Annotated in this window: 31 protein-coding genes; 21 read left to right on the top strand and 10 right to left on the bottom strand. The window is 62.6% G+C overall.

Annotated features, from left to right (window positions below; all coding sequences use genetic code 11):
- Positions 1-81 precede the first annotated feature (81 nt).
- Positions 82-390 carry a hypothetical protein gene (locus GQ59_RS31710; RefSeq protein WP_152564185.1) on the bottom strand — a complete coding sequence of 103 codons (309 nt, stop codon included), beginning with the start codon at positions 388-390 and terminating at the stop codon, positions 82-84.
- Here GQ59_RS31710 and GQ59_RS01450 point away from each other — a divergent pair.
- Positions 383-4,093, top strand: a complete 3,711-nt coding sequence (locus GQ59_RS01450) for a response regulator (RefSeq protein WP_037076618.1) — start codon at positions 383-385, stop codon at positions 4,091-4,093. The two genes, GQ59_RS31710 and GQ59_RS01450, sit on opposite strands and share 8 nt — an antisense overlap.
- Positions 4,094-4,210: 117 nt before the next feature.
- Positions 4,211-4,420 carry a hypothetical protein gene (locus GQ59_RS01445; RefSeq protein ID WP_037076616.1) on the top strand — a complete coding sequence of 70 codons (210 nt, stop codon included), beginning with the start codon at positions 4,211-4,213 and terminating at the stop codon, positions 4,418-4,420.
- Between the two features lie 84 nt (positions 4,421-4,504).
- Here the strand turns inward: GQ59_RS01445 and GQ59_RS01440 are convergent, their stop codons facing one another.
- The gene (locus tag GQ59_RS01440; protein ID WP_051903734.1) at positions 4,505-5,017 is read right to left on the bottom strand and encodes a chemotaxis protein CheD; all 513 of its coding nucleotides are present in this window, start codon (positions 5,015-5,017) and stop codon (positions 4,505-4,507) included.
- A gap of 414 nt (positions 5,018-5,431) precedes the next feature.
- Between GQ59_RS01440 and GQ59_RS01435 the strand changes: the two genes are divergently transcribed.
- A complete protein-coding gene (locus GQ59_RS01435) occupies positions 5,432-5,800 on the top strand; it encodes a hypothetical protein (RefSeq protein ID WP_037078052.1) in 369 nt (122 codons plus the stop codon).
- 68 nt (positions 5,801-5,868) lie between these two features.
- On the opposite strand, the gene mnmC2 is transcribed toward GQ59_RS01435, so the two are convergent.
- A complete protein-coding gene (gene mnmC2 / locus GQ59_RS01430; protein WP_037076614.1) occupies positions 5,869-6,591 on the bottom strand; it encodes a tRNA (5-methylaminomethyl-2-thiouridine)(34)-methyltransferase MnmC2 in 723 nt (240 codons plus the stop codon).
- Here mnmC2 and GQ59_RS01425 point away from each other — a divergent pair.
- The 12 genes from GQ59_RS01425 to GQ59_RS01370 all read left to right on the top strand — a co-directional run bounded on the left by GQ59_RS01425 (position 6,590) and on the right by GQ59_RS01370 (position 14,433).
- Positions 6,590-7,780, top strand: coding sequence for an NAD(P)/FAD-dependent oxidoreductase (locus GQ59_RS01425; protein ID WP_037076613.1), 1,191 nt, complete (start codon positions 6,590-6,592; stop codon positions 7,778-7,780). The two genes, mnmC2 and GQ59_RS01425, sit on opposite strands and share 2 nt — an antisense overlap.
- Before the next feature lie 123 nt (positions 7,781-7,903).
- The gene (locus GQ59_RS01420) at positions 7,904-8,611 is read left to right on the top strand and encodes a DUF1045 domain-containing protein (protein ID WP_037076612.1); all 708 of its coding nucleotides are present in this window, start codon (positions 7,904-7,906) and stop codon (positions 8,609-8,611) included.
- Between the two features lie 97 nt (positions 8,612-8,708).
- The gene (locus GQ59_RS01415) at positions 8,709-9,530 is read left to right on the top strand and encodes an AraC family transcriptional regulator (protein ID WP_037076611.1); all 822 of its coding nucleotides are present in this window, start codon (positions 8,709-8,711) and stop codon (positions 9,528-9,530) included.
- 107 nt (positions 9,531-9,637) lie between these two features.
- Positions 9,638-10,306, top strand: a complete 669-nt coding sequence (locus tag GQ59_RS01410) for an AzlC family ABC transporter permease (RefSeq protein WP_051903733.1) — start codon at positions 9,638-9,640, stop codon at positions 10,304-10,306.
- Positions 10,303-10,605 (top strand): AzlD family protein, encoded by a 303-nt coding sequence (locus tag GQ59_RS01405; protein WP_037076609.1) that lies wholly within the window; start codon positions 10,303-10,305, stop codon positions 10,603-10,605. The genes GQ59_RS01410 and GQ59_RS01405 overlap by 4 nt, the downstream gene beginning before the upstream one ends.
- Positions 10,606-10,676: 71 nt before the next feature.
- Complete coding sequence (gene puuE, locus GQ59_RS01400; protein ID WP_037076608.1) at positions 10,677-11,603, top strand: allantoinase PuuE; 927 nt, start codon at positions 10,677-10,679, stop codon at positions 11,601-11,603.
- Positions 11,600-12,097, top strand: coding sequence for a 2-oxo-4-hydroxy-4-carboxy-5-ureidoimidazoline decarboxylase (gene uraD / locus GQ59_RS01395; RefSeq protein WP_037076607.1), 498 nt, complete (start codon positions 11,600-11,602; stop codon positions 12,095-12,097). The genes puuE and uraD overlap by 4 nt, the downstream gene beginning before the upstream one ends.
- A 68-nt stretch (positions 12,098-12,165) precedes the next feature.
- Positions 12,166-12,456, top strand: coding sequence for a nucleotidyltransferase family protein (locus GQ59_RS01390; protein WP_037076606.1), 291 nt, complete (start codon positions 12,166-12,168; stop codon positions 12,454-12,456).
- Entirely contained in the window at positions 12,453-12,815 is a 363-nt protein-coding gene (locus GQ59_RS01385) for a HepT-like ribonuclease domain-containing protein (protein ID WP_037076605.1), read from the top strand. Before GQ59_RS01390 ends, GQ59_RS01385 begins: the two co-directional genes overlap by 4 nt.
- 15 nt (positions 12,816-12,830) lie before the next feature.
- On the top strand, positions 12,831-13,331 hold the full coding sequence (locus GQ59_RS01380; protein WP_037076603.1) for an ureidoglycolate lyase: 501 nt from the start codon (positions 12,831-12,833) through the stop codon (positions 13,329-13,331).
- The gene (gene uraH, locus GQ59_RS01375) at positions 13,328-13,684 is read left to right on the top strand and encodes a hydroxyisourate hydrolase (protein ID WP_037076601.1); all 357 of its coding nucleotides are present in this window, start codon (positions 13,328-13,330) and stop codon (positions 13,682-13,684) included. The genes GQ59_RS01380 and uraH overlap by 4 nt, the downstream gene beginning before the upstream one ends.
- Positions 13,684-14,433, top strand: coding sequence for a metallophosphoesterase family protein (locus GQ59_RS01370; protein ID WP_037076599.1), 750 nt, complete (start codon positions 13,684-13,686; stop codon positions 14,431-14,433). The genes uraH and GQ59_RS01370 overlap by 1 nt, the downstream gene beginning before the upstream one ends.
- Before the next feature lie 4 nt (positions 14,434-14,437).
- Here the strand turns inward: GQ59_RS01370 and GQ59_RS01365 are convergent, their stop codons facing one another.
- Positions 14,438-14,839, bottom strand: coding sequence for a type II toxin-antitoxin system HicB family antitoxin (locus GQ59_RS01365; RefSeq protein ID WP_037076597.1), 402 nt, complete (start codon positions 14,837-14,839; stop codon positions 14,438-14,440).
- Positions 14,836-15,030, bottom strand: coding sequence for a type II toxin-antitoxin system HicA family toxin (locus tag GQ59_RS01360; protein WP_037076595.1), 195 nt, complete (start codon positions 15,028-15,030; stop codon positions 14,836-14,838). Before GQ59_RS01360 ends, GQ59_RS01365 begins: the two co-directional genes overlap by 4 nt.
- A gap of 34 nt (positions 15,031-15,064) precedes the next feature.
- Between GQ59_RS01360 and GQ59_RS30855 the strand changes: the two genes are divergently transcribed.
- Positions 15,065-15,193: a type II toxin-antitoxin system YoeB family toxin gene (locus GQ59_RS30855; RefSeq protein WP_341872372.1), complete on the top strand. Its 129-nt coding sequence runs from the start codon at positions 15,065-15,067 to the stop codon at positions 15,191-15,193.
- Between the two features lie 72 nt (positions 15,194-15,265).
- A complete protein-coding gene (locus tag GQ59_RS30465) occupies positions 15,266-16,009 on the top strand; it encodes a hypothetical protein (RefSeq protein ID WP_051903732.1) in 744 nt (247 codons plus the stop codon).
- Between the two features lie 212 nt (positions 16,010-16,221).
- On the opposite strand, the gene GQ59_RS30850 is transcribed toward GQ59_RS30465, so the two are convergent.
- The 3 genes from GQ59_RS30850 to GQ59_RS01345 all read right to left on the bottom strand — a co-directional run bounded on the left by GQ59_RS30850 (position 16,222) and on the right by GQ59_RS01345 (position 18,411).
- On the bottom strand, positions 16,222-16,359 hold the full coding sequence (locus GQ59_RS30850; RefSeq protein ID WP_084682931.1) for a DUF1127 domain-containing protein: 138 nt from the start codon (positions 16,357-16,359) through the stop codon (positions 16,222-16,224).
- 458 nt (positions 16,360-16,817) lie between these two features.
- Complete coding sequence (locus GQ59_RS01350) at positions 16,818-17,963, bottom strand: alpha-hydroxy acid oxidase (RefSeq protein ID WP_037076593.1); 1,146 nt, start codon at positions 17,961-17,963, stop codon at positions 16,818-16,820.
- A 112-nt stretch (positions 17,964-18,075) separates the two neighbouring features.
- Positions 18,076-18,411, bottom strand: a complete 336-nt coding sequence (locus GQ59_RS01345) for a winged helix-turn-helix transcriptional regulator (RefSeq protein WP_037076592.1) — start codon at positions 18,409-18,411, stop codon at positions 18,076-18,078.
- 147 nt (positions 18,412-18,558) lie between these two features.
- Here GQ59_RS01345 and GQ59_RS01340 point away from each other — a divergent pair, with 147 nt between their 5' ends.
- The 4 genes from GQ59_RS01340 (at position 18,559) to GQ59_RS01325 (ending at position 20,496) form a co-directional block, all read left to right on the top strand.
- Positions 18,559-18,885 (top strand): nuclear transport factor 2 family protein, encoded by a 327-nt coding sequence (locus GQ59_RS01340; RefSeq protein WP_037076591.1) that lies wholly within the window; start codon positions 18,559-18,561, stop codon positions 18,883-18,885.
- Positions 18,885-19,688, top strand: a complete 804-nt coding sequence (locus GQ59_RS01335; protein WP_037076589.1) for an SDR family oxidoreductase — start codon at positions 18,885-18,887, stop codon at positions 19,686-19,688. Before GQ59_RS01340 ends, GQ59_RS01335 begins: the two co-directional genes overlap by 1 nt.
- Positions 19,689-19,979: 291 nt before the next feature.
- Positions 19,980-20,225: a type II toxin-antitoxin system Phd/YefM family antitoxin gene (locus tag GQ59_RS01330; protein WP_037076588.1), complete on the top strand. Its 246-nt coding sequence runs from the start codon at positions 19,980-19,982 to the stop codon at positions 20,223-20,225.
- The gene (locus tag GQ59_RS01325; RefSeq protein ID WP_037076585.1) at positions 20,215-20,496 is read left to right on the top strand and encodes a type II toxin-antitoxin system RelE family toxin; all 282 of its coding nucleotides are present in this window, start codon (positions 20,215-20,217) and stop codon (positions 20,494-20,496) included. The genes GQ59_RS01330 and GQ59_RS01325 overlap by 11 nt, the downstream gene beginning before the upstream one ends.
- Before the next feature lie 45 nt (positions 20,497-20,541).
- Here the strand turns inward: GQ59_RS01325 and guaD are convergent, their stop codons facing one another.
- Positions 20,542-21,858 carry a guanine deaminase gene (gene guaD / locus GQ59_RS01320; protein ID WP_037076582.1) on the bottom strand — a complete coding sequence of 439 codons (1,317 nt, stop codon included), beginning with the start codon at positions 21,856-21,858 and terminating at the stop codon, positions 20,542-20,544.
- Positions 21,855-23,081: a urate hydroxylase PuuD gene (gene puuD, locus GQ59_RS01315; protein ID WP_037076580.1), complete on the bottom strand. Its 1,227-nt coding sequence runs from the start codon at positions 23,079-23,081 to the stop codon at positions 21,855-21,857. The genes guaD and puuD overlap by 4 nt, the downstream gene beginning before the upstream one ends.
- Positions 23,082-23,378: the final 297 nt, after the last annotated feature.

Genomic DNA, 23,378 nt, shown 5'->3' with positions numbered 1-23,378 from the left:
TTTCCGATAGTCTGAACGGACGTTCAGCTTGATGCCGCTTTCGGTTGATTTTCGTGAGGCCTGAGCAATCGCCGATGGGCATCATGGCGAGATCGTGGCAATCTCATGGAAAAGATTTGGCAGGGCAAATCCGGCTAAGCCTCCGATTTTCCTTCCGATCGCGCCGCTACGGCCTTCATCAGAGCCGCGGGCGACCAACACTGCTACTCGACCTGAGGCTGTATTTTCGGCAGCATGTCGGAGCTTCCGATTGATAAATGCCAAAAATGATAAGTCATACCGTTTCAACAACACGATATTAACACTCGCTATGGTGTTATCAGTCGATTGGGAGACAAACGAATCGAGCCGGATATCGGCCGGCACGAAGGAGCGGAGGAAGGTGGACACGGAAAGCGAACTCTTGAAAACGGCGTGCGAGCGGATCAACGATCTCGCCGAGCCCGCCTTCATCAAGGACAGCGCCCTCATCTACGTGGCGGTGAACGCCGCCTATGCACGCCTTTTCGGCATGCATCCGAGCGATTTTGCCGGCAATACCAGCCGCGGCCTTGCAGGCGTCTCGGAAGATGCCGACCGCAAGGAAAAGGAATGCCGGGCGATCGTATTCGGCACCGACGAGACGGCGCTCTGCTTCGACCGCTCGGGCGTCGTCCGCCATGAGATCCATATCGAGCGTTTCCTCACGGAGGACGACCACACCTATCTCTTCGGCACGTTTGCGGCGGTTCCGGGCATTGACGCCGTGTTCGAACCGAAGGTGGTTGCCCCGCATGCCGGCACCCCGCTCACCGGTGCAAAGTCCATCGCGCCGTTCAACAATGCGCTTCTCGACGACGCCCTCGACATGCTCGAAATGGGCATCGGCATCTACGACAAGCACAACGTTCTGCTCTACTGCAATTCCCAGCTCATCAACCATTTTGCGTCGATCTCGATCGATATCCAACCGGGGATCACCCTCAAGGATATCCTCGGATTTGCCTATGATCGCCGCCAGCGCGTGGCGCCGGCGAGTTTCGGTCCCAATGTGCCGAGCAAGGACGCGTGGATCGCCGAGCGAATGAAGCCGTTCGAGCTTCCCTATTCCGAAAGCACCGACCAGCTTTCCGACGGGCGCTGGCTGCGGAGCATCAACAAGCGCCTCGAAAACGGCCTGCTGATCGCCATCCGCCACGACGTGACCGAATTCAAGGAGCAGGAAATGCTCCTGCGCAGCCATGTCTCGGAGACGGACCTGTTCCGCGCCGTCCTCGAGGACTTGCCGGTGCCCGTGTTCGTGCGCAACAGCGACCGCCAGCTCACCTATGCCAATGCCGCCTACGAGACGATGCTCGGCAAGCCCAGAAGCCATTTTCTCGGCAAGACCGAAACGGAAATGTTCCCCGACGCGGCCGATCGCTTCCGCATCGAGAACGACCGGGTGATGACAGGCGAGGACATCGAGAAGTCGGAGGACATCACCTTTCCCGACGGAACAGTCGTCCCGGTCATCACGCATCTGCGCCGGGTGACCACCAATGACGGTGCACACAACCTCGTCGGTTCGCGCATGGACGTGTCCCGCATCAAGGAGGCGCAGAACAAGGCGGAGAAGATGGGCAAGGATCTGCAGACGATCCTGCACACCATGCCTGTGGGCGTGGCGATCCTCGACGAGCAGTTCCTGTTCGAATACGCCAACCCGGCCTTCTATTCCTTCTGGGATGCCGGAGAGCAGTTCGATCTGCCCGGCCGTTCCTACCGGGACTTCCTGAAGGTCAATTTCGACCACGGCATCTATAGTGGCTCGACGCAGAGCTTCGAGGAAATCTACCGGGAGCGCATCGCCGCCCTGACCGATGGCCAGGAGCGGCCGCCGATCGAAGTGAAAAGCGCCAACGGTCTGGTGATCGTCATCTCCGGCACCCGGCTCTCCGGCGGGAAGATCCTGCTGAGCTACATGGACATCACGGCTGTCCGCAAGCGCGAGCAGGAGATCCAGGAAGCCCGCGCCGCGCTTGAGACCCACGGCGCGCTGATGCGCGACGCGACAAGCGCCATGTCGCAAGGGCTGCTCATCCTGCATGACGGCGAGATCATCTTCTCCAACGACGCGCTGCCGGCCATGCTCGAAATGCCGGCCGAGATGGTGGGCGCCGGGGGGCAGTGGCGCGATCTCTTCCGCCATTGCGTCGAGCGCGGCGATCTCGGCACGCCCGAGGAGGCGACGGCGACGCTGCAAGCCTGGGAAGACAATGTCGCAGCCGGCAAGCCGGTCTTTGCCGCTTTCCGCATCGAAGGCCGCAGGTGGATCCATGTCGAGGCCAAGCTGACCGGCAGCGACCACTGGCTGGCAGTGTTCACCGACGTCACGGAAATGAAGAGCCGCGAGGAGGAACTGACCCGCCTCCTGCAGCGGGCCGAGGCCGCCGACCGGGCGAAGTCGGAATTCCTCGCCAATATGAGCCACGAAATCCGCACGCCGATGAACGGCGTGCTCGGCATGGCGGAACTGCTCGCCAAGTCCAATCTCGACACCCGCCAGAAGACCTTCATCGACATCATCGTCAAGTCGGGCAACGCGCTCCTGACGATCATCAACGACATTCTCGACTTCTCCAAGATCGATGCCGGCCAGATGAAGCTGCGCAAGGCGCCGTTCGATCCTGTCGAGGCGATCGAGGACGTGGCGACGCTTTTGTCTTCCTCCGCCGCCGAGAAGGATATCGAGCTCATCGTGCGCGGCGACGCGTCCATCCGCGAGACGGTGATGGGAGACGCGGGCCGTTTCCGCCAGATCATCACCAACCTGGTCGGCAATGCGGTGAAATTCACCGAAAAGGGACATGTCTTCATCGACCTGAGGTCGGAGGCGAAAGGCCCCGGCGAGATGATGCTGTCGATCCGCATCGAGGATACCGGGCTCGGCATTCCCGAAGAGAAACTGAAATCGGTCTTCGAGAAATTCTCGCAGGTCGATACGTCCTCGACGCGCCGCCACGAAGGCACCGGTCTCGGCCTGGCGATCACCGCCGGCCTCACCGAACTCTTCGGCGGCTATATCGACGTGACGAGCGAAGTCGGTCGCGGTTCGGTCTTCACCGTGCATCTGCCGTTCCAGGTGGTCAGCGAACGCAATGTGCTCACCACCCTGCCGATCAATACCAGCGGCGCCCGGATTCTCGTCGTCGACGACAATGCCGTCAACCGGCGTATCCTCACCGAGCAGCTCACCATGTGGGGCTTCGACACGGTCGCAGCCGATAGCGGCGCCGAGGGCCTGGCGATCCTCAGCGAAGCCGCCCGTATCGGCGTCACCGTCGATGCGATCGTGCTCGACTACCACATGCCGGAGATGAACGGGCTCGATTTCGCAAAACACCTCAGGCGCGATGCGCGCTTCGACGGAACCGGCGTGGTTTTCCTGACCTCGATGGACATGGCCGGCGACGACAGCATGTTTGCCGCCCTCAACGTCCAGGCCCATCTGATGAAGCCGGCGCGCGCCAACCTGCTGCGCAGCACGATCATCGACGTCGTCCGCTCGATCCGCACCAAGCGCCGGACGGTTGAAGCGGAGCAGGCGGCTGCTCGGCCTCAGGTGACGGTGCGGACCATCGCGCCGGTTGCCGCACCGACGCTGGTTGCTTCGACGCCGGTGATTGCCGAACAGCCGGCGGCGCCGGTCTCCACGCCACCCATGCAGGCGGCGCCGACGCTGGACGTGCTGGTTGCCGAGGACAACGAGGTCAACCAGATCGTCTTCACCCAGATCCTGCAGACCACCGGCTGGCTGTTCCAGATCGTCAAGAACGGTGCGGAAGCGGTCGAGGCGTGGAAAAAGCACGATCCGGCGGTGATCATCATGGATGTCTCGATGCCGGTCATGAACGGGCATCAGGCGACCCAGAAGATCCGTGAGCTCGAACAGGAGACGGGTACCCATACGCCGATCATCGGCGTCACGGCGCATGCGCTCGAAAGCGACCGCGAACTCTGCTTCCAGGTGGGCATGGACGACTATCTTTCCAAGCCGATCAGCCCGGAGGCACTGGAAGCCAAGGTCCGCAACTGGCTCGGCGGTGCGATCGTGAGTTCCGTTTCGAACTGAGCCGGGTTTGCGGCTCGAGGCGCTCGCCTGCTGCCACAAGGAAGTTAACCCTGGCGGAAGCTCGCGCTGGACAACTTGGCGCTGTGCGGTAGATCTCGGGAAGCTAGGAGAACCGTCATGATTACCCGCATCGTTTCCGTCCTTCGCCCCATCTGCGTTGCCGCGACGATCGCGCTTGCTGTCGTCCTGATCCTCTGCTTCTGGGGCATTCGGGTTGTAAGTTGGGACATGTTCTGGAAGCTGTTTTTCTCGTATGTCGCGTTGATGATCGCATCGACGCTGATCTGTTACATCGACGATCCCCGGCGGATTACGGGCCGGGAATAGCCGTCTCTCCGGGAGGTTGCCGGAACCCTTGGCCGGCAGGACTACAGTCCCAGCTCATGCGGCGAGGGGACGTCACCAAGCCGGTCAATATCGCCTCTCCCGCGCCGTCCCGGCAACCGAGGGAACGGGCATGGTGTCGGTAATCCTCATCTGCACTCTGCCCGTTGTCGGTTGAAAGCTGATCCAGCGCGCCAGATCGTCGCCGAGGCTGGTGTCGACAAGCTTGATGCCCTCCTCCAGAAGGAACCGTCTGGCGAACGCGGAATTGAGAGATCCCGGATCGTAGCCGCTCGATTTTCGCGTGCGGCCGCCAAAGAGCTTGGCCCTGAGGTTTCGGCGTTCGGCACCGAAATCATAAAGGTCGTCGACCAGCGTGCGCATGGCCAGATCACCATAACGTTCCGGGCGCTCGGCGACATCCAGCCCGCCGCTCGTCGGCAGGATGAAATGATTCATTCCTCCGATATTGGTGACCGTATCATAGATGCAGGCCGAGACGCAGGAGCCGAGCACGGTCATCAGGATCATATCCGGATCGGCAGACACCGCATATTGACCACCGAGGACATGAATATGGTGGGAGTCCGTGAAGTTCATCTAATGCTCCGATCCCGTGCATGCGTCGATAACTTTCCCGCAAAAGTATGAAGGCGCTACACGCACGGGAAGGCCCAACAATGAGTGGCGAGAAATACTGGCCGGCATGTGTTTTGTAATTCCAGGGGATGGGGTAGGGCGGTCCGGGCTCGAACGGGCGCGGCATGCGCGCGTTTGACCGTTAACCAGGGACAACCCAGTTACGCCGCCGGTCGGGGCGGGACGGGACCTCGCCCGGGCGCCCTGCTTTCCAGAGCCGGCCGGGACCTCCCCGTGGATCGTGTCACAGTGGCTTTCTGCCGCGAGCGGCTTTTCCGTTCAGGGACCGTTAAGCAGGGGATGTGCATTGTTCTGGAATATCGGGCCTTTTCCTGCCGTTTGCAGGCGCGCTCGGTGGAAACGGAGACGCTTGTGATGAAGAAGATAATTGTCTCGGCGCTGATCCTGGCCGCTGCCTGCACCAGCATCGTATTGCCGGCGAGTGACGCTGCGGCCCAGCAGTGGGACAGACACTACGATCGGTACGACCGATATGACCGATATGACCGTCGTGGTCCTCCGCCTCCTCGCAGACATCGTAACAATGACGGCGCCATTATCGCCGGCGGCCTGGCCGCAGGCGTCATCGGCGGGTTGATCGGCGGTGCCCTCGCCAATGACGGCGGGCCGCGTTACATCGATCCGCCACCGCCGCCTCGGCCGCGCTGCTGGTACGAGGACCGCCGCGTCCGCAACGCCTATGACGGCGGCTGGCACATGGAAAGCCTGCGCGTCTGCCAGTAGCTGACCGTGCGAGGTAATGGATTGCAGCCGGTCTCAGGGCCGGCTGTTTTGCGTTGGGCTGCCTTGGATCAGGGCGCCGGTTTGATGCCGCACAACATCTCGCGCTTGCCCGCAAAGCCCGGCCGCCGCTCGACCGTGAAACCGGCCGCCTGCAGGTTCCGCCGCACGAAGCCCGCGGCCGCATAGGTGCCGAACGTACCGCCGGATAAGGTCTTGTCGTAGATCGCCTGCATGATTTCCGGCGACCACATGTCCGGATTGCGCGACGGCGCAAATCCGTCGAGGAACCAGGCGTCGAAATCCGCCTCGGCCACGGTGACGCCTTCGAGCGCGGGGCCGCAGACGACCGTCAGCCGGGTCTGGGCGTCGGCGTCGATCACGACATGGCCGGCGGGTGCATCCAGCCAGGCCTCGATCAGCGCCTGCCGCTCCGCATCGATCTCCGGCCAGCGGGCGAGTGCCCGGTCGATTTCGTCGCGTTGCATCGGGTAAAGCTCGAACGAGGTGAAATGAAGCTTCGCGCCTGCGGGGCGGACAAGCTTCCACTGCCGCCAGGTCTCGCAGAAGTTCAGCCCGGTGCCGAAGCCGAGTTCGCCGATCCGGAAAGTTCGATGCCTTTCCCAGCGCTCCGGCAGGCCGTTGCCGGCCAGAAACGTGTGGCCGCATTCCAGCCGACCGTCAGTGCGGCAATAAAAGTGGTCGCCAAACTTTTGCGAATAGGGCATATCGCCGTCATGCCAGTCCAAGGTCTGGCTTTCGGTCACACGAATTTCAGGATCACGGTCGCTCATGGGACATGCGGATAATCCTGCCGGCTCCGGCGGTCAATCTCATGTCCTTCCCGCCTCCGCCGATCTCGTCATCCTCGGCGGCGGTGTCATGGGGCTGTGGGCGGCGGTCAAGGCCGAGCGGCTCGGTATCCGTACCGTGCTTGTCGATTCGGGACGGCTGGGGCAGGGGGCGAGTGGCGGGCTGCTCGGCGCCCTGATGCCGCACATGCCCGACAAGTGGAACGACAAGAAACAGTTCCAGTTCGATGCGCTTCTATCGCTGGAAGACGAGATCATCGAGCTCGAAGCCGAGACCGGCGTCGTCTGCGGCTACCGTCGCTCCGGCCGGCTGATCCCTCTGCCGAAGCCGCACTTACGGAAGATCGCGCTCGGGCACTCGGCCGATGCGGAAGCCTGCTGGCGGCGCGGCGATCGCCGATTCCATTGGCATGTCCTCGACCGTCCCCCGCAAAAAGGGTGGCCGGATGCCTCATTCGCGGCTGCCGGGCTGGTGCATGACACGTTTGCCGCCCGGCTTTCGCCGCGCGGCCTCGTCGCGGCGCTGGTCGCTTATCTGCGGACGGCCGGCAATGTTCGGATCGTCGAAGGCCTGGAGGCGGAGGCGATCGACCCCTCGGGGAATAGGATTATATTCCGCAACGGCGAAACCGTCGCCTTCGGCCACTGTATCGTCTCGGCCGGCCACGGATCTTTTTCGCTGCTTCATGGCATTTCGCCGCCGCTGAAGCATCCGCTCGGCCAGCCGGTCAAGGGGCAGGCAGCGCTCCTCAAGGCCGATATCGACCCCGCTCTGCCGGTGATCTTCCTGAACGGCCTTTATGTGGTCGCCCATGAGGGCGGCCACGTCGCGGTCGGCAGCACCAGCGAAGATGTCTTCGACGACCCGTCCTCGACCGATTCTCAGTTGGACGAGCTCATCGCGCGCGCCCGGGCGCTGGTGCCGGCCCTGGCCCGGGCCCCGGTCGTCGAACGCTGGGCGGGCTTGCGGCCGAAGGCGATCGACCGCGATCCCATGGTTGGCGCCCATCCCGATCACGCCCGAGTGATCACGCTCACAGGTGGTTTCAAGGTGAGCTTCGGTATCGCGCACAGGTTGGCCGATGCCGCCCTCAACGCCCTGAACGGCCGGGAAATGCGGCTTCCGGCGTCGTTCACGCTCGCCAGTCACCTTGCCGTCGCCTCGCGTTAAACGCGAACTTTCGGTCCTTCGCGTCGTTATTCTGTCACGCAAATCACTTAACCCCCACGGCAGGGATTGTTGAGCAATGCGTAAAACACGGGGTTGCTGAAAAGGACGTTCAGAAGGTGACGCATGCGCTATGCCATTCATTTCACGCCTCCGGCGCATGATCCGTTGACGCTTGCCGCGGCCCAGTGGCTCGGTCGCAATGCCTTTTCGGGCGAGGCGATGGAACCGCCGGCGATCCGCGGCATCGGCATTCACGACATCGCCTTCAATACCGCGCTGCCGCGTCGCTACGGTTTCCATGCGACGCTGAAGGCGCCGTTCCGGCTGGCGCCGGACGTCACCGAGCCGATGCTGCTGCGCCACCTGATGCGTTTTGCGGGTACCCACAGCCCGTTCGAGCTGCCGAAGCTCGAAGTCGTCCGGCTCGGCAATTTCTTCGGCCTTGCGCCGGTCGTCCCGTGCGATACCGCCCGGTTTCTCGCCGCTTCCGTCGTCCAGGAGTTCGACAATTTCCGCACGCCGCTGAGCGAAGCCGAGCTGGAGCGCAGCGATTCTGGTGATCTCTCGGCGCCGCAATTCGCCAACCTGCACCGCTGGGGCCATCCTTACGTGATGGACGAATTCCGCTTCCACATGACCCTGACTGGCCCGCTGTCGCCGGTCGAAATGCCGCGTTTCGATCTGGCGCTTCGCGATTATTTCGAGCCCTATCTGAAAAAGCCGGTCGAAATCGCCAATCTGGCGCTGTTCATCGAGGAGGAGCCCGGCGCGCCCTTCCAGGTGCATTCGCTGCACCCGATGGGCCGCGTGGCGGCACGCAAGATCGCCTGAAAGGGCTCAAACGGTCACTTTTGTTCAAGAGAGCGGCGCGGAAATCTGCTATATCCGCGCGACGCAGAATGTCTCCCAGGAACAGGCAGCCGACCACATGCCGCTCGCCCCGGCGGAAATCACCCGCTTTTGGCGCGACAGCCGTTTCGGCGGCATGGAATGCCTGTCCGCCACATTCCTCACCCATGAATTCGCGCCGCATGCGCATGACACGTTCAGCATCGGCGCCATCGAACGCGGCGCGCAGGTGGCGACCATCCGCGGCATAAGCGAAAGCTCGGGGCCGGGTGATCTCTATCTCATCAATCCCGGCGAGATCCACGACGGCGCGCCCGGCGACGGCGGTTATCGCTACCGGATGATCTATCCGGACATGGCGCTGTTTCGCGAAATCCTCGAAGACGTCACCGGCAAATCCTTCCAGGGCACGCCGGCCTTCGGCAAGCAGATCCTTCACGACCAGGCGCTCGCCGACGCTTTCCACAAGGCGCACCGGACGCTGGAAGAGGGCTCCGGCGCGCTTGAGACCAGCCAGGCGATGTTCCTGGTGCTGGATGCGATGTTCTGCCGCCATGGCAGCTCGATCATCGTGCCGGTCGATACCACCGAGCGCACCGCCGTGCGCCAGGCTCGCGACTACCTGGTCGAGAATTTTGCTTCCGATGTGGGGCTGGAGGAGTTGGCAACGGTCGCGGGTCTCAGCCGCGCCCATCTCATCCGCGCCTTCCGCAAGGAATTCCACATCACCCCGCATTCCTTCCTCACGGATATCCGCATCCGTGCCGCGCGACGTCGCTTGAGGGAGGGTGGCCAGCCTGCCGAGATCGCCCTTGAATGCGGTTTTGCCGACCAGGCGCATTTCACCCGACACTTCAAGGCCCGCACCGGGCTGACTCCGGGACAGTATCGGGCCCGCTGATCACTTTCGTTCAAGACGGTTATCCGCCTGATCTTTAAAGACCTCCGCCTCATCGGAGGTTTTTCGACGTGAATGACAATACAAGATTTCAGGAGTTTCTGGGCGGCATGCGGGCGATCTCGCCGCTGATCGCCGCCGTCATCCCGATCGGTCTCGTCTTCGGCGCGGTTGCGGCCACCAAGGGCCTGTCGCCGGTGGAAGCAGGGCTCATGAGCGCGCTGGTGTTTGCCGGTGGCTCGCAATTCGTGGCGATGGATATCTGGACCTATCCGGCCTCCTGGACCGGCGTCGGTTTCGCAGCCCTGCTGGTCAACATCCGCCACGTGCTGATGAGCGCCTCGCTCGGCACCAGAATGGGCGGTTTCCACCAGCCGGCGCCTTACCTCTCGATGCTGTTCCTCGCCGACGAGATCTGGGCGATGGCGGAATTCCGGGCCAAGGTAGCAAAGCTTACCCCCGCCTGGTTCGCAGGCCTCGTCGCGCCCTTCTACCTCGCCTGGGTGTTTTCGGGGTTCGCCGGCGCTGCCCTCGGCGCCTTTCTCGGCGATCCGGTGGTGCTCGGGCTCGACTTTGCCTTTCCGGCGGTTTTCATCGTGCTGGTCATGGGCTTCTGGAAAGGGCCGGAGACCGGGGCCGTGCTGCTGGCGAGCGGCGCCGCCGCCGTCGCCACCCAGCATTTCATCCCCGGCGTCTGGTATATCGCCGCCGGCGCCGTCGCCGGGCTCGCAGCCGCGATGATTACCGGCAAGACCCGGGACGTGGAGGTGACGCCATGACCGTCGATCTCGCCACGCTCGTCGCCATCCTCTCCATGGCCGCCGCCACCGTGATCACCCGCCTGAGCGGCCTCGTCCTCATTCGCCACGTCTCGCTGGAAGGCAGCCGCCGCAAGGTGATCGAATCGATACCGCCCGCCGTGCTGATGGCCGTCGTCGCGCCGACCGCTTTTGCCACCGGGATTGCCGAAACCATGGCCTGTGCCGTGACTGCTTTTGCGGCACTTCGGCTGCCGATGCTCGTTTCCGTGGCACTCGGCGTCGCCTCAGTCGCGATCCTTCGGGCGCTCGGCCTCTAAGAGGACGTTTCCATCTCGACATGGCCGGAACGGGTGCGCTACCGTCCGGCCTCATTCGTCGAAGGTGATCCATGCAGGCAAAAGACTATCCGCGCGAACTCGTCGGCTACGGCCGTTCCACTCCCGATCCGAAGTGGCCCGGCGGCGCCCATGTCGCGGTCCAGTTCGTGATCAATTACGAGGAGGGCGGCGAAAGCTCGATCATGGACGGCGATCCGGCCTCGGAGAACCTGCTGTCGGAAATCGTCGGTGCCGCGCCCTGGCCGGGTCAGCGCAACCTCAACATGGAGTCGATCTACGAATACGGCTCCCGCGCCGGCTTCTGGCGGCTCTGGCGAATGTTCACCGAGCTCAAGGTGCAGACCACAGTCTATGGCGTGACACTCGCCATGGCCCGCAACCCGGAAGCCGTCGCCGCCATGAAGGAAGCCGGCTGGGAAATCGCGAGCCACGGTTATCGCTGGCTGGAATACAAGGATTTCCCGGAAGCGAAGGAGCGCGAACATATCTTCGAAGCCGTACGCCTGCATACCGAGCTCGTCGGCGAGCGCCCCTACGGCATGTACCAGGGCAAGCCTTCCGACAACACGCTGAGGCTGGTCATGGAGGAGGGCGGTTTCCTCTATTCCTCCGACAGTTATGCGGACGATCTGCCCTATTGGGTCAAGGGCCTCGACGGCAAGCCGTTCCTGATCATCCCCTACACGCTGGAGACCAACGACATGCGGTTTGCGACGCCGCAGGGTTTCAATGCCGGCGACCAGTTCTTCACCTATCTGAAGGATGCCTTCGACGTGCTCTACCAGGAAGGCAAGGAGGGCGCGCCGAAGATGATGTCGGTTGGTCTCCACTGCCGCCTCGTCGGGCGGCCCGGCCGCGCTGCCGCTCTGAAGCGTTTCATCGAATATGTACTCAGCCACGACAAGGTCTGGATCCCGCAGCGCATCGAGATTGCCAGGCATTGGCACGAACACCACAAGCCGGTGGGCACGCCATGACCGCCCGCGGGGATTTCGTCGCGATGTTCGGCGGCGTGTTCGAGCACTCGCCCTTCATCGCCGAACGGGCCTACGATTCCGGGCTGATGCTGGTGCCGCTGACATCGAAGAGCGTGCATGACGCGCTGACCTCGACCTTCCGGAAAGCCAGCCGTGAGGAACGCCTCGGCGTGCTGCGTGCCCACCCGGATCTCGCCGGAAAGCTGGCGATTGCCGGCGAACTCACCGAGGACAGCAAAAAGGAACAGGCCGGCGCCGGGCTGGACCGCTTGAGCGCTGCCGAGCACGCCCGGTTCACGGAGCTTAACAGCGCCTATACGCAAAAATTCGGTTTCCCCTTCATCATCGCGGTCAAGGGCCTGACCAAGGACGACATTCTCGCCGCCTTCGAGAAGCGCATCGACAATTCGGTAGACGAGGAGTTCGACACCGCCACCGCCCAGGTGGAAAAGATCGCGCTCCTGCGCCTGCAATCGCTGCTTCCGGGACATTGAGGTCTTGGAGGCTGCTTTCCTCGATCCCTTCCGTCGCTTATATTGGCGACATCAGGAGTGACGCCGTCATGAGACCGTCGGAAGTGCTGGAAAAAAACCGGGAAGCGATCCGCGAAGCGACAAAACGCTTCAATGCGACCAACCCACGCGTCTTCGGCTCCGTGGCCCGTGGCGAGGACGGACCGGACAGCGATATCGACATCCTTGTCGATGCGCTTCCCGGCGCCACCCTGTTTGACCTCGGCGGGCTGCAGGACACGCTCGAAACGCTGCTGAAGATCAAGGTCGATCTCGTCACGTCCGGGGGCATCCGCCATTCGATGCGTGACCGGATCCTGTCGGAAGCAGCGCCCATATGAGTGCTGACCGACTGAGGGAATATCTCGACCAGATGCACTCCGCAGCACTTCAGGCCTGCGAGTTCGTGGCCGGCATGGAGCAGGAAACGTTTCTCGACGACATTCGCACGCAGATGGCGGTCGGCATGGCGTTGATCCTGATCGGCGAGAGTGCCGCCAGGATCATGACCCATCATCCAGACTTCCCCGTCGATCATCCGGAAATTCCCTGGTCGAAAATGAAGGGCATGCGCAATTTCGTCGTCCATGATTATTACGAGCTGGAGCTTCCCATCGTTCTGGATACGGTGAAAACCTCCCTGCCGCTCCTGGTTTCGCAGCTCGACTCCCTGCGCAACTGGCGTGCCCAAGGTGAATGACTTAAGGCGAATAAATTGACCGAATACCTGGAAATCCTGCCCCTCACCAGAGAAGCTTTCGCGCCCTTCGGCGATGTCATCGAGGCGGATCCGGCGACCATGCGGCTGATCAACGGCGGCACGACCGAGCGTTATCACGCGCTCGCCGAGCCTGTGGTGATCGGCGAGCCCGAGCGGCTGATCTTCAGCATCTTCCGCAGCAAGCCGCGGCAGTTCCCTTACGCGATCACCATGATGGAACGGCATCCTTTCGCCAGCCAGAGCTTTTCGCCGATCTCGGGCCAACCGTTCCTGATCGCGGTTTCCCATGACGAAGACGGCCGGCCGGGCAAACCGCAGGTTTTCCTCGTGCAGCCGCACCAGGGCGTCAACTATTTCCCAAAGGCCTGGCATCATCCGCTGATGGCGATCGGCGTCGTCAGCGATTTCCTGGTGGTGGACAGGGACAATACCTCTGCGAACTACGAGGAGGCCTTCTTCGACACCCCCTATTTTATCGCGGAGCCAAGCCTATGACGGGCCTCACCACCCACGTCCTCGACACTGCGAGCGGTACGCCTGCGGAGGGGCTTTCGATCGACCTCTACCGGCTGAACGGCGAGACTCGCGAAAAACTCAAGACCATTGTCACCAATAGCGACGGCCGCGTCGATGGCGGGCCGATCCTGATCGGCGAGACCTTTCTTGCCGGCGAATACGAACTGGTTTTCCATGCCGGCGCCTATCTTCGAGCCCGGGGCGTTGCACTTGCCGAGCCGGCCTTTCTCGACGTGATCCCGATCCGCTTCGGCATTTCCGACACGACGGCGCATTATCACGTGCCGCTGCTGCTCTCGCCCTATGGTTATTCCACCTATCGGGGGAGCTGATGCGCTTTGCCGTGATCGCCGATATCCATGGCAACTGCGCGGCGCTCGAGGCGGTGCTTGCCGATATCCATGCGCAAGGCATCACCGACATCGTTAATCTCGGCGATTGCCTCAGCGGCCCGCTCGAAGCCGGGCGCACCGCCGACCTGCTGCTGCTTCTCGATACGATGGCGACGCTGACGGTGCGCGGCAATCACGACCGCTACCTGATCGAGAACCCGGCGGATGCCATGCCGTCCTGGGAGGTGCATGCCTTTTCCCAGCTCGCCCCGCGCCACCTGCAATGGCTGCGCAAGCTGCCGTTCAGCGCCGTCTATCGGGACGAGGCCTACCTCTGCCATGCGACGCCGCAATCGGACAACGTCTATTGGCTGGAGCAGGTGTCCAGCGAAGGCCATGTCTTCCTGAAGCCGCTGGAAGAGATCGAGGCGCTGGCGGCAGGCATCCAGCAGCCGCTGATCCTGTGCGGCCACAGTCATATTCCTCGGGCGGTGCAGCTCTCCGACGGTCGGCTGATCGTCAATCCCGGCAGCGTCGGCTGCCCGGCCTATAACGACGACATGCCCTACATCCATAAGGTCGAGACCGGCCACACGATGGCGTCCTACGCGATCCTGGAAAAGACCTCCGCCGGCTGGACACCGCAGTTCCGCAACGTCGCCTACGACCATCTTGCGATGTCGCGCCTCGCCGCCGAAAACGGCCGCGCCGACTGGGCGGTGGCGCTCGCCACGGGCAGGGCGGGGTAGGTCTTCAGCCGGCGTCGCGTTCGATCTCGCGGCTTGCGGCGCGGGCAAGGAAACCCGATCGCGACAGACCCTGATCCGCGGCGAAACGGTCGATCCGTTCCAGCACGTCTTCGGGCAGCGTGATGTTGATGCGTACGGCCTTGGCCGCCTGGGTTTTCAGCGTCACCAGGATCGCCACGCCATCAAGGTTGGCGGGATCGGCCATCACGCTTTCGAGGCTCGACGGTTCGGGAATGGCCTCGCCATCCTCGACCATGCCTTCGACATGAAAGGCAAGCGCTTCCTCCGCCATGATCCGCGCCTCGTCGAGCGTCGAACCCGCGGTCACGACACCCGGAAAATCCGGAAAGGAGACGCCGTAACCGCTTTCCGTGTCCTTGTGGATCAGGCCGATATAATTGCTCATGATAACCTCAATTTCAGCCCGACCTTTTTCTCGATGCTTCGCAGCGTGCCGAGCGGAATATCGCGTTTCGGATGGGGCACGGTCACACGGCCGGGCTTTTGCGGATGCTTGAACTGCATGTGGCTGCCCTTTTGGGCGACCTCGATCCAGCCATCCTTGCGCAGCAGCGCAATCACCTCAGCGCTCTTCATCTGGTGATTTTATACACACTGATACACAATATCAATGATACGCTTTCCATCTGGTTTTTTCTGGTCCCGCCGCATAACCCAGGAACACCGGCTGGTCTACCGCGTGGAGAGCAGCGAAGATCAGCCGCGGCTGATCTTCCTCCAATGCCGTTTCCACTACTGAACCGCTTTTCCCGAAACCTTTCGGCAATCCTTCCCTCCGATACTTCTTTCCGATTCGACAGGAGAGATCGTCATGGCTCAAACGCGCGGCAAATCCGGTTCTCGGCGCAGAAGCGCGCCCAAGCGGTCGTCGGGCTCCGGTTCGTCGCTCTGGCCTTGGCTCGGGGCGCTGGCGCTGGTGGCCGGCGGCATCGCGCTTTATGAGAATTCTGCGGAGGCGAGGCGTTTCGTCGCCGGCCTGACTTCGGGCAAGCCGGTCCAGGTTGCGGCAAAACCGGTGCCGGCGAAGCCTGTCCAGGCGAGTTCCGGGCCGTCGCATCGGCCGGTACCGCCGAAGCCGATCGCTGTTCCCGACCAGAGCCACACCGCCGCGATCATCCCGCCGGCGCCGATCGGCAAGCCGATCCTCGACGAGATACAGAAACCTGCCGAACCGCCGAAGAGCAATGAGAACCTTGCAGGCGCCTATCAGGCGAAATTCTATCTGTGCGGTTCGGCCAAACAGGACGACTGCGTCGTGGCCGCCGACCGTTTCGTGTTCCACGGCCAGAAGATCCGCTTGGTCGGCATCGAGGTACCCGACATCAAGAAGCCGCGTTGCGAGGCGGAACGGATCAAGGCGAGCGATGCGGAGCTGCGGGTGCGCGCCTTCCTCGATTCCGGCCCGTTCGAGCTGGTCACCTGGCAGGGCAACGAGGATGAGGTCGAAGGCCACAAGCTGCGCGAAGTGACGCGCAACGGCCGCTCGCTCGCCGATGTCCTTGTCAACGAGGGCCTCGCCAGGCGGCCGGGCGCCGGCAAGGGCGGCTGGTGCTGAGATAGCGGCAGCTATCCCCCCGCCGGGTCGTTGGTTGGTAAGCCGGCTGTCCTCGATCGCCCTTACGTTTACTGTCGATACAGCGCGATCGCTTGAGCCATGGGCACGGGAAACTCCGCGACGGTCACGCTACGGCAGCGGACCATTCGATCGATCATTTAACGCTCTGCGGCTTCAGGCATGGCTCTCATACCCCAAACCACAGCGCGCATTCAGCGGCCCTCGACGGCACCGCGGATATGAGATCGGGCTACTCCGATATCGTGAAGGGTTCGATCATCGAGACCCTCGAGCTCGCGGACGGCGCGTCGTAGCTCTACATACTTTCTCAGTCTTTCGCCGAGCTTCATTCTATCTCTCCGTGGTTCACTGATGCCCATGCTATAGGCTCATCGCCGCTCACAATGTATGCATTTGCCATCAATGCAGGCGGATCTGCGGCGATGTGCGAGCTATGGTCGACAGGCACCTCAATCGACGTAATTCGATTGACGGCCCGGTGATGTCTGTCCGGGACGAACTTTTCATCCCGGATGGAGACAATTGATTTTGGGAATTGCGATCGTCGTCGGATCAACTTCCATCCGACACGCAGGGAGGAAACAATCCGTTCATGTTGGGCGACATTTCGCCTTGAAATTTGATGTTGCCGCCACCGTCACGGACCGGTATCGCAAACGCCGTTTCCCTGTCGATTTAAAGTGAGCCTTTCAATTCCATTATTTGCTGACCGTGTCGCCAATGACCGGGCGATCGTGACTTAAAACCCGGGTTTCGTGACACTTCTAAGCGGGCGGCTTCTCAGTCGTCAGAACGGCATGTTGGCGAGGATGTTGCGGTCGATATGCTGGATATCGCGTTTTCCGCAGAGCGCCATGGTGATGTCGAGTTCCTTGCGGATGATCTCGAGCGTTGTGGTGACGCCTTCCTTGCCCATGGCGCCGAGGCCGTAGAGGAAGGGACGGCCGATATAGGTGCCGCGGGCGCCGAGCGCCACGGCCTTCAACACGTCCTGGCCCGAGCGGATGCCGCCATCCACATGCACCTCGATCCGGTCGCCGACCGCTTCGACGATCCTCGGCAGCATGCTGATCGAGGACGGAGCGCCGTCGAGCTGGCGACCGCCGTGGTTGGAGACGATGATCGCATCCGCGCCGGTGTCGGCGGCGGCGCGCGCATCCTCTTCGTCGAGTATGCCCTTGATGATCATCTTGCCGCCCCAGAGGTCCTTGATCCAGCGGATATCGTCCCAGGACAGCCGTGGGTCGAACTGTTCCGCCGTCCAGGCGCCGAGCGAGGAGAGGTCCGAAACATTGCTCGCATGGCCGACGATATTGCCGAAGCCGCGGCGCTTGGTGCTAAGCATTTCCAGGCACCATCTCGGGCGCGTCACGAGCTGCAGCGCCGCGTTGAGCGTCGGCTTCGGCGGAGCGGCGAGGCCGTTGCGCAGGTCCTTGTGGCGCTGGCCGAGGATCTGCAGGTCGGCTGTGACGACCAGCGCCGAGCATTTCGCCGCCTTGGCGCGGCCGATCAGCCGTTCCACGAAGCCGCGGTCCTTCATCACGTAGAGCTGGAACCAGAAGGGTTTGGTGGTCACCGAGGCGACGTCCTCGATCGAGCAGATGCTCATCGTCGACAGCGTGAAGGGCACGCCGAATTCTTCCGCCGCCTTGGCGGCCAGCATCTCGCCGTCGGCATGCTGCATGCCGGTCATGCCGGTCGGGGCGAGCGCCACGGGCATGACCGCCTTTTCGCCGATCATGGTGGTTTCGAGCGTGCGGTTGGTCATGTCGACCAGCACGCGCTGGCGCAGCTTGATCTTCGAATAGTCTTCCTCGTTCGCCCGGTAGGTCCCCTCGGTCCAGGCGCCGCTGTCGGCATAGTCGAAGAACATTTTTGGCACACGGCGCCGGGCAAGATTTTTAAGGTCTGCGATGGTCAGCGGTTTGGACATCAGTCGGATTGCTTTCGAAGGCGGGGAGACAAGGCGGCCAAGGAATTAGCACAATTTTTGAGCGCCGGTCATCGAAAATGATCGGCATCCCGGCCTTGTCCGCCGGCTTTCCTCAGGCAATCGCGGGGGGCTCTGCTTCCGGCTTCATCGCCGCCCATTTCAGCAGCGCGTCGAGCGCCGGGCAGAGCGACTGGCCCCAGTCGGTCAGGCAATATTCCACCTTGGGCGGCACCTGGTGATGGACGATCCGCCGCACGATACCGTCCGCCTCCATCTGCCGGAGCTGCTGGATCAGCATTTTCTGCGAGATCGCCGGGATCGCCCGTTCGAGGTCGGAGAAGCGCAGCACCCTGCCGCCGAAGAGGTGGAAGAGAATGACCAGCTTCCAGCGTCCTTCCAGCATGCGCAACACGTTCTCGACGCCTTCGGCCGCGCTCGACGGCGTCATGGTCTCGGCGGCCTTACGTTCGGGTAAGTACCCTACTTTTTCGTGCGTACTTGTCATCGTTGAAGCCTAACGCCATCTTGGCCGTGAAGCAACGCGATTGCATTCCGGACGGCGGCGCCCCGTTCTTTCGACAGATAGAGGACAGATATGACCCAGCCATTGCCCGAGGCACTGGCAGCCTATTTCGCTGCCCAGAACCGACACGATATCGATGACATGCTTGCCTCGTTTCCCGAAACCGCCGTGGTGAAGGACGAGGGCGAGGAGATGCGCGGCCCCGCCGAAATCCGCGCCTGGATGGAGGAGACGACGCGCAAATACCGCGCCACCGTCGAGGTGAAAAACGTCGAGAAGGATGGCGAGACCTATGCCGTCGCGGCCCTGGTCAGCGGCACGTTCCCGGGCAGCCCGGCCATGCTGCACTATCACGTCACGCTGGCCGGCGGCCGCATCGCGCATCTGGAGATCGGCTGATGGGCCCCGCACCGAAATTCCCGATCATCGCCGACGAGTTTTCCGGCCGGCGGGTGCTCGTCACCGGCGGCACGAAGGGGGCGGGGGCGGCGATCCTGCGCCGGCTTTCCGCAGCTGGCGCCGTCACCGCCACCGCCTCACGCTCCACGCTTCCCGAAGGCCTTGCTCCGGACCTCTACGTCCAGGCCGACCTCTCGACGCCGGAAGGCGCACAAAAACTCTCCGACGCCGTGCTGGAGGCTTTTGGCGGTGTCGATATCGTCATCCATACGCTCGGCGGCTCGTCGGCGCCCGGCGGCGGTTTTGCGGCGCTCACCGAAGAGCATTGGCGGGCCGAATTCGACCTCAACCTTATGCCCGCCGTCCGGCTCGACCGGCTGCTGCTGCCGCAGATGATCGAGCGCGGTTCGGGCGTCGTCATCCACGTCTCGTCGATCCAGCGCCGGCTGCCGCTGTATGAGGCGACGACGGCTTACGCCGCCGCCAAGTCGGCGCTCACCAGCTATAGCAAGGCGCTGTCGAAGGAACTCGGGCCGAAGGGCGTGCGGGTGACGGCCGTGGCCCCCGGTTGGATTCTCACCGAGGCGTCCGAAGCCCTGGTCGAACGCATCTCCATCGCCAACGGCATCGATGCGGACGCCGCCCGCCAAAGCATCATGGACGCGCTCGGCGGCATCCCCATCGGCCGCCCGGCCTTCCCCGAGGAAATCGCCGAACTCGTCGCCTTCCTGGCATCGGACCGCGCGGCGTCGATCCACGGCGCCGAATACACGATCGACGGCGGCACCGTGCCGACGGTGTGAGCGAAGGCTGGGGCATCGCTTCCGGTTTGCCCCTCACCCTCTCCCCGGACGCGGGGCGAGGGGACTTGCCCCGCGCATCGTTGGACAGGATTGGAGACCGCGCGGCATACCCCTCTCACCCCGCAAATGGAGAGACGGTGCCGGCGGCGGATGAGGGGGCGGAGCCTTCCGCGCGACCTTCGCGAACAGATCATTTCACCCCTGTCGATTTTTCCTGAAAGATATGATATTCCATGCGGAAATTGACACTCAAATCCGGTCCAAATTCAGGTTTATTCAGCAGGGAAAACCATGCAGCGCGTCGAAGCCGAGATTGCCGTCAGCGTTTCCGACCTGAAGAAGAACCCGACAGCCATCGTTGAAGATGCCGTCGGCGCTCCGGTCGCCATCCTCAATCACAACCGAATCATGGCCTATATGGTGCCAGCCAGCACCTACGAAGCGATGATCGATGCTCTCGACGATCAGGCGCTCGCCGAGATCGCAAAGGCGCGGGCAACGGAAAAGGGCGTGCCGGTCAGCCTCGATGACCTATAGGCTGGAATTTCTTCCCTCCGCCCGCAAGGAATGGGACAAGCTCGGCGCGACGCTCCGGGAGCAATTCAAGAAGAAGCTGGCGGAAAGGCTCTTGCATCCGCGCGTACCGGCCGATGCCCTGAGGGGCATGGCCGACCTCTACAAGATCAAACTGCGGCCGGCCGGATATCGGCTGGTCTATCGTGTCGAGGATGAGAGGATCACCGTGGTGGTCGTTGCCATCGGCAGGCGGGAGCGCTCCGAGATCTACAAGGCCGCGAAAAAGCGCTGAGGCGGCGCGTCCCAACCAACTCGGCCGCGGCCATGGTCTCAGGCGTCAGGCCGCCGCCAGCCCACCCTTCATCGCCTTGCCTGCCACGTAGGTCTCGACCACCGCGCGGTCGTCGCCCATGGTCTGCAGCAGGAAGAGTTCTTCGACCAGCGTCTTCACCGTTTCCATCCGCAGCCGCATGGCCGATGTCGAGGCGGCGTTCAGCACCACCAGGTCGGCATCGGTGCCGGGGTCCAGCGTGCCGATATTGTCCGCCATCGACAGAGCTTCGGCATTGCCTCTTGTCATCAGGTAAAAGCTTTCGAGCGGGTTCAGGCGCTCGCCGAGAAGCTGCTGGATCTTGTAGGCCTCGTCCATGGTCCGCAGCATCGAATAGCTCGAGCCGCCGCCGATGTCGGTCGCGACCGCCACCCGGACCGGCTTTTCCCGCCGCATCAGCGATTTCATCGGGAACAGGCCGGAGCCAAGGAAGAGGTTGGAGGTCGGGCAGTGGACGGCGACGGCGCCGGCTTCCGAGAGCGCATCGGCTTCGCGTTCGGAGAGGTGGATCGCGTGGCCGAGCAGGGTTTTGGGGCCGAGAAGGCCGTAATGGGCATAGATGTCGGTATAGTCCCTGGCGTCCGGATAGAGTTCGCCCGTATAGCGAATTTCCTCGTGGTTTTCGGAAAGATGGGTCTGGATATGCAGATCCGGAAATTCCTCAGCCAGCGCCTGGGTCGCCTGCATCTGGCCGGGCGTCGAGGTGATTGCGAAGCGCGGCGTGATGGCGACGTGGTTGCGCCCCTTGCCGTGCCAGTCTGCGATTACGGCCCGCGTCTCGTCATAGCCCATCTGCGGGGTGTCAAGCAGGCCCTGCGGTGCGTTGCGGTCCATCATCACCTTGCCGCCGACCATGCACATGCCGCGCTTCAGCGCTTCCGCAAAAAATGCGTCTGCCGAGGTCTTGTGCACGGAGCAATAGGCCACCGCGGTCGTCGTGCCGTGGCGCAGCAGCTCGTCGTAGAAATGCGTGGCGATGCGGGCCGCGTGCTCGCTTTCGACGAACCGGCATTCCTCCGGAAACGTATAGGTATTCAGCCATTCGAGCAGATTGGCGGCATAGGAGGCGATCACCTGCATCTGCGGGAAATGCAGGTGCATGTCGATGAAGCCCGGCAGGATCAGATGCGGCCGGTGGTCGATCTCCTCGACGCCCTCGGGCGCAATCGCCCTGACGGTTCCGTAACTGCCGGCCACGGAAATCTTGCCGTCCTCCACCAGCAGCGCACCGTCGCTTTCATAGAGGTAGCTGTCGGTATCGGTGAGCGACAGGGGCGCGCGTTTGAAGGAGAGCAGCCGGCCGCGGATCAGCATCTGGGTCATCGGGATATCGCGCTTTCGTACCAGGCCACCAGAAGCTTGCGCTCTTCCGGCGAGATGGCCGTGACATTGCCCGGCGGCATGGCGTGGCTGCGGCCGGCCTGGATGTAGATTTCCCGCGCGTGGGCGGCAATTTCGGCATCCGTCTCCAGCCTGACGGATTTGGGGGTGAAACTGACGCCCTCGTAAACGGGTTCAGCCGCATGGCACATGGAACAGCGCGCCTGCACCACGTCCCTCGCTGCGACGAAATGAGCGTTGGCGGCGAATTTCTGGGCGGCGGGGGTCATAGAGGTCTCGGTCTCGCCGGTCAGCACTTTCGGAACGGTCGAAAGCCACATGATGACGATGAAGAGCAGCACCGTCACCAGCCAGGTCCAGGTCGGCTTGCCCTTGCGGGCATGGGTGGTGTTGAACCAGTGCCTTATCGTCACGCCCATCAGGAAGACCAGTGCGGCGATCACCCAGTTGAAATGGGTCGCGAACGCCAGCGGATAGTGGTTCGAGAGCATGAAGAAGATGACGGGCAGCGTCAGGTAGTTGTTGTGCAGCGAGCGCTGCTTGGCGATGGCGCCGTATTTCGGATCCGGCGTGCGTCCCGCGATCAGGTCGGCGACGACGATCTTCTGGTTGGGAATGATGATGAAGAAGACATTGGCCGACATGATCGTCGCCGTGAACGCGCCGAGATGCAGGAAGGCGGCACGGCCGGAGAATATCTGCGTATAACCCCAGGCCATCACGATCAGCACCAGGAAGAGCAGGGCCATCAGCCCCCAGGTATTGTTGCCAAGCGGCGACTTGCAGAGCAGGTCATAGATGATCCAGCCGACAGACAGCGATGCGAGCGACAGGCCGATCGCCTGCCAGGGGGCGAGATCCATCACGGTGCGGTCGATCAGGAACAGGTCGGCGCCGCCGTAATAGACGATGCAGAGCATCAGGAAGCCGGAAATCCAGGTGAAGTAGCTCTCGTATTTGAACCAGGTCAGGTGCTCGGGCATCTGCGCTGGCGCCACCAGGTATTTCTGGACGTGGTAGAAGCCGCCGCCATGCACCTGCCATTCCTCACCATAGACGCCGGCGGGCATGTTCGGGCGCTTCGTCAGCCCCAGATCGAGCGCGATGAAATAGAACGACGAGCCGATCCAGGCGATCGCCGTGATGACATGGAACCAGCGGGCGGCGAAACTCAGCCACTCCCAAGCAATGGCATATTCGTACATTCAGTCTTCCCCTTTTGCCCCCCGACTCGTCACTTTGGGGAAAAAAGCCGGCCAAGGGAAGAGGGGGTTGTCTGGAACACTTTTTGTTCCGGCACGGAACTGTGGCTATCGACTTCGAGTTCACTCCGCGCCATCCTGCAGGATTGGCAATAGTAGCAAGTTCTGAATTGTGCATCGCGATAAGTAAGGGTTCGTACGTCAAGCCGACTCACGTATTGTGACAATTGCAAGTCAGCCGGCGAAAGCTTGGTAATGCGTGCGGTTTGAGCCGGTGATGGGGGCATTCATCAACGGAGA

Origin of the sequence: Neorhizobium vignae (assembly GCF_000732195.1) — a bacterium.
Taxonomy (GTDB): domain Bacteria; phylum Pseudomonadota; class Alphaproteobacteria; order Rhizobiales; family Rhizobiaceae; genus Neorhizobium; species Neorhizobium vignae.
The sequence above is the reverse complement of the archived record's forward strand: the minus strand, read 5'-3'. Positions and strand labels throughout refer to the sequence as shown.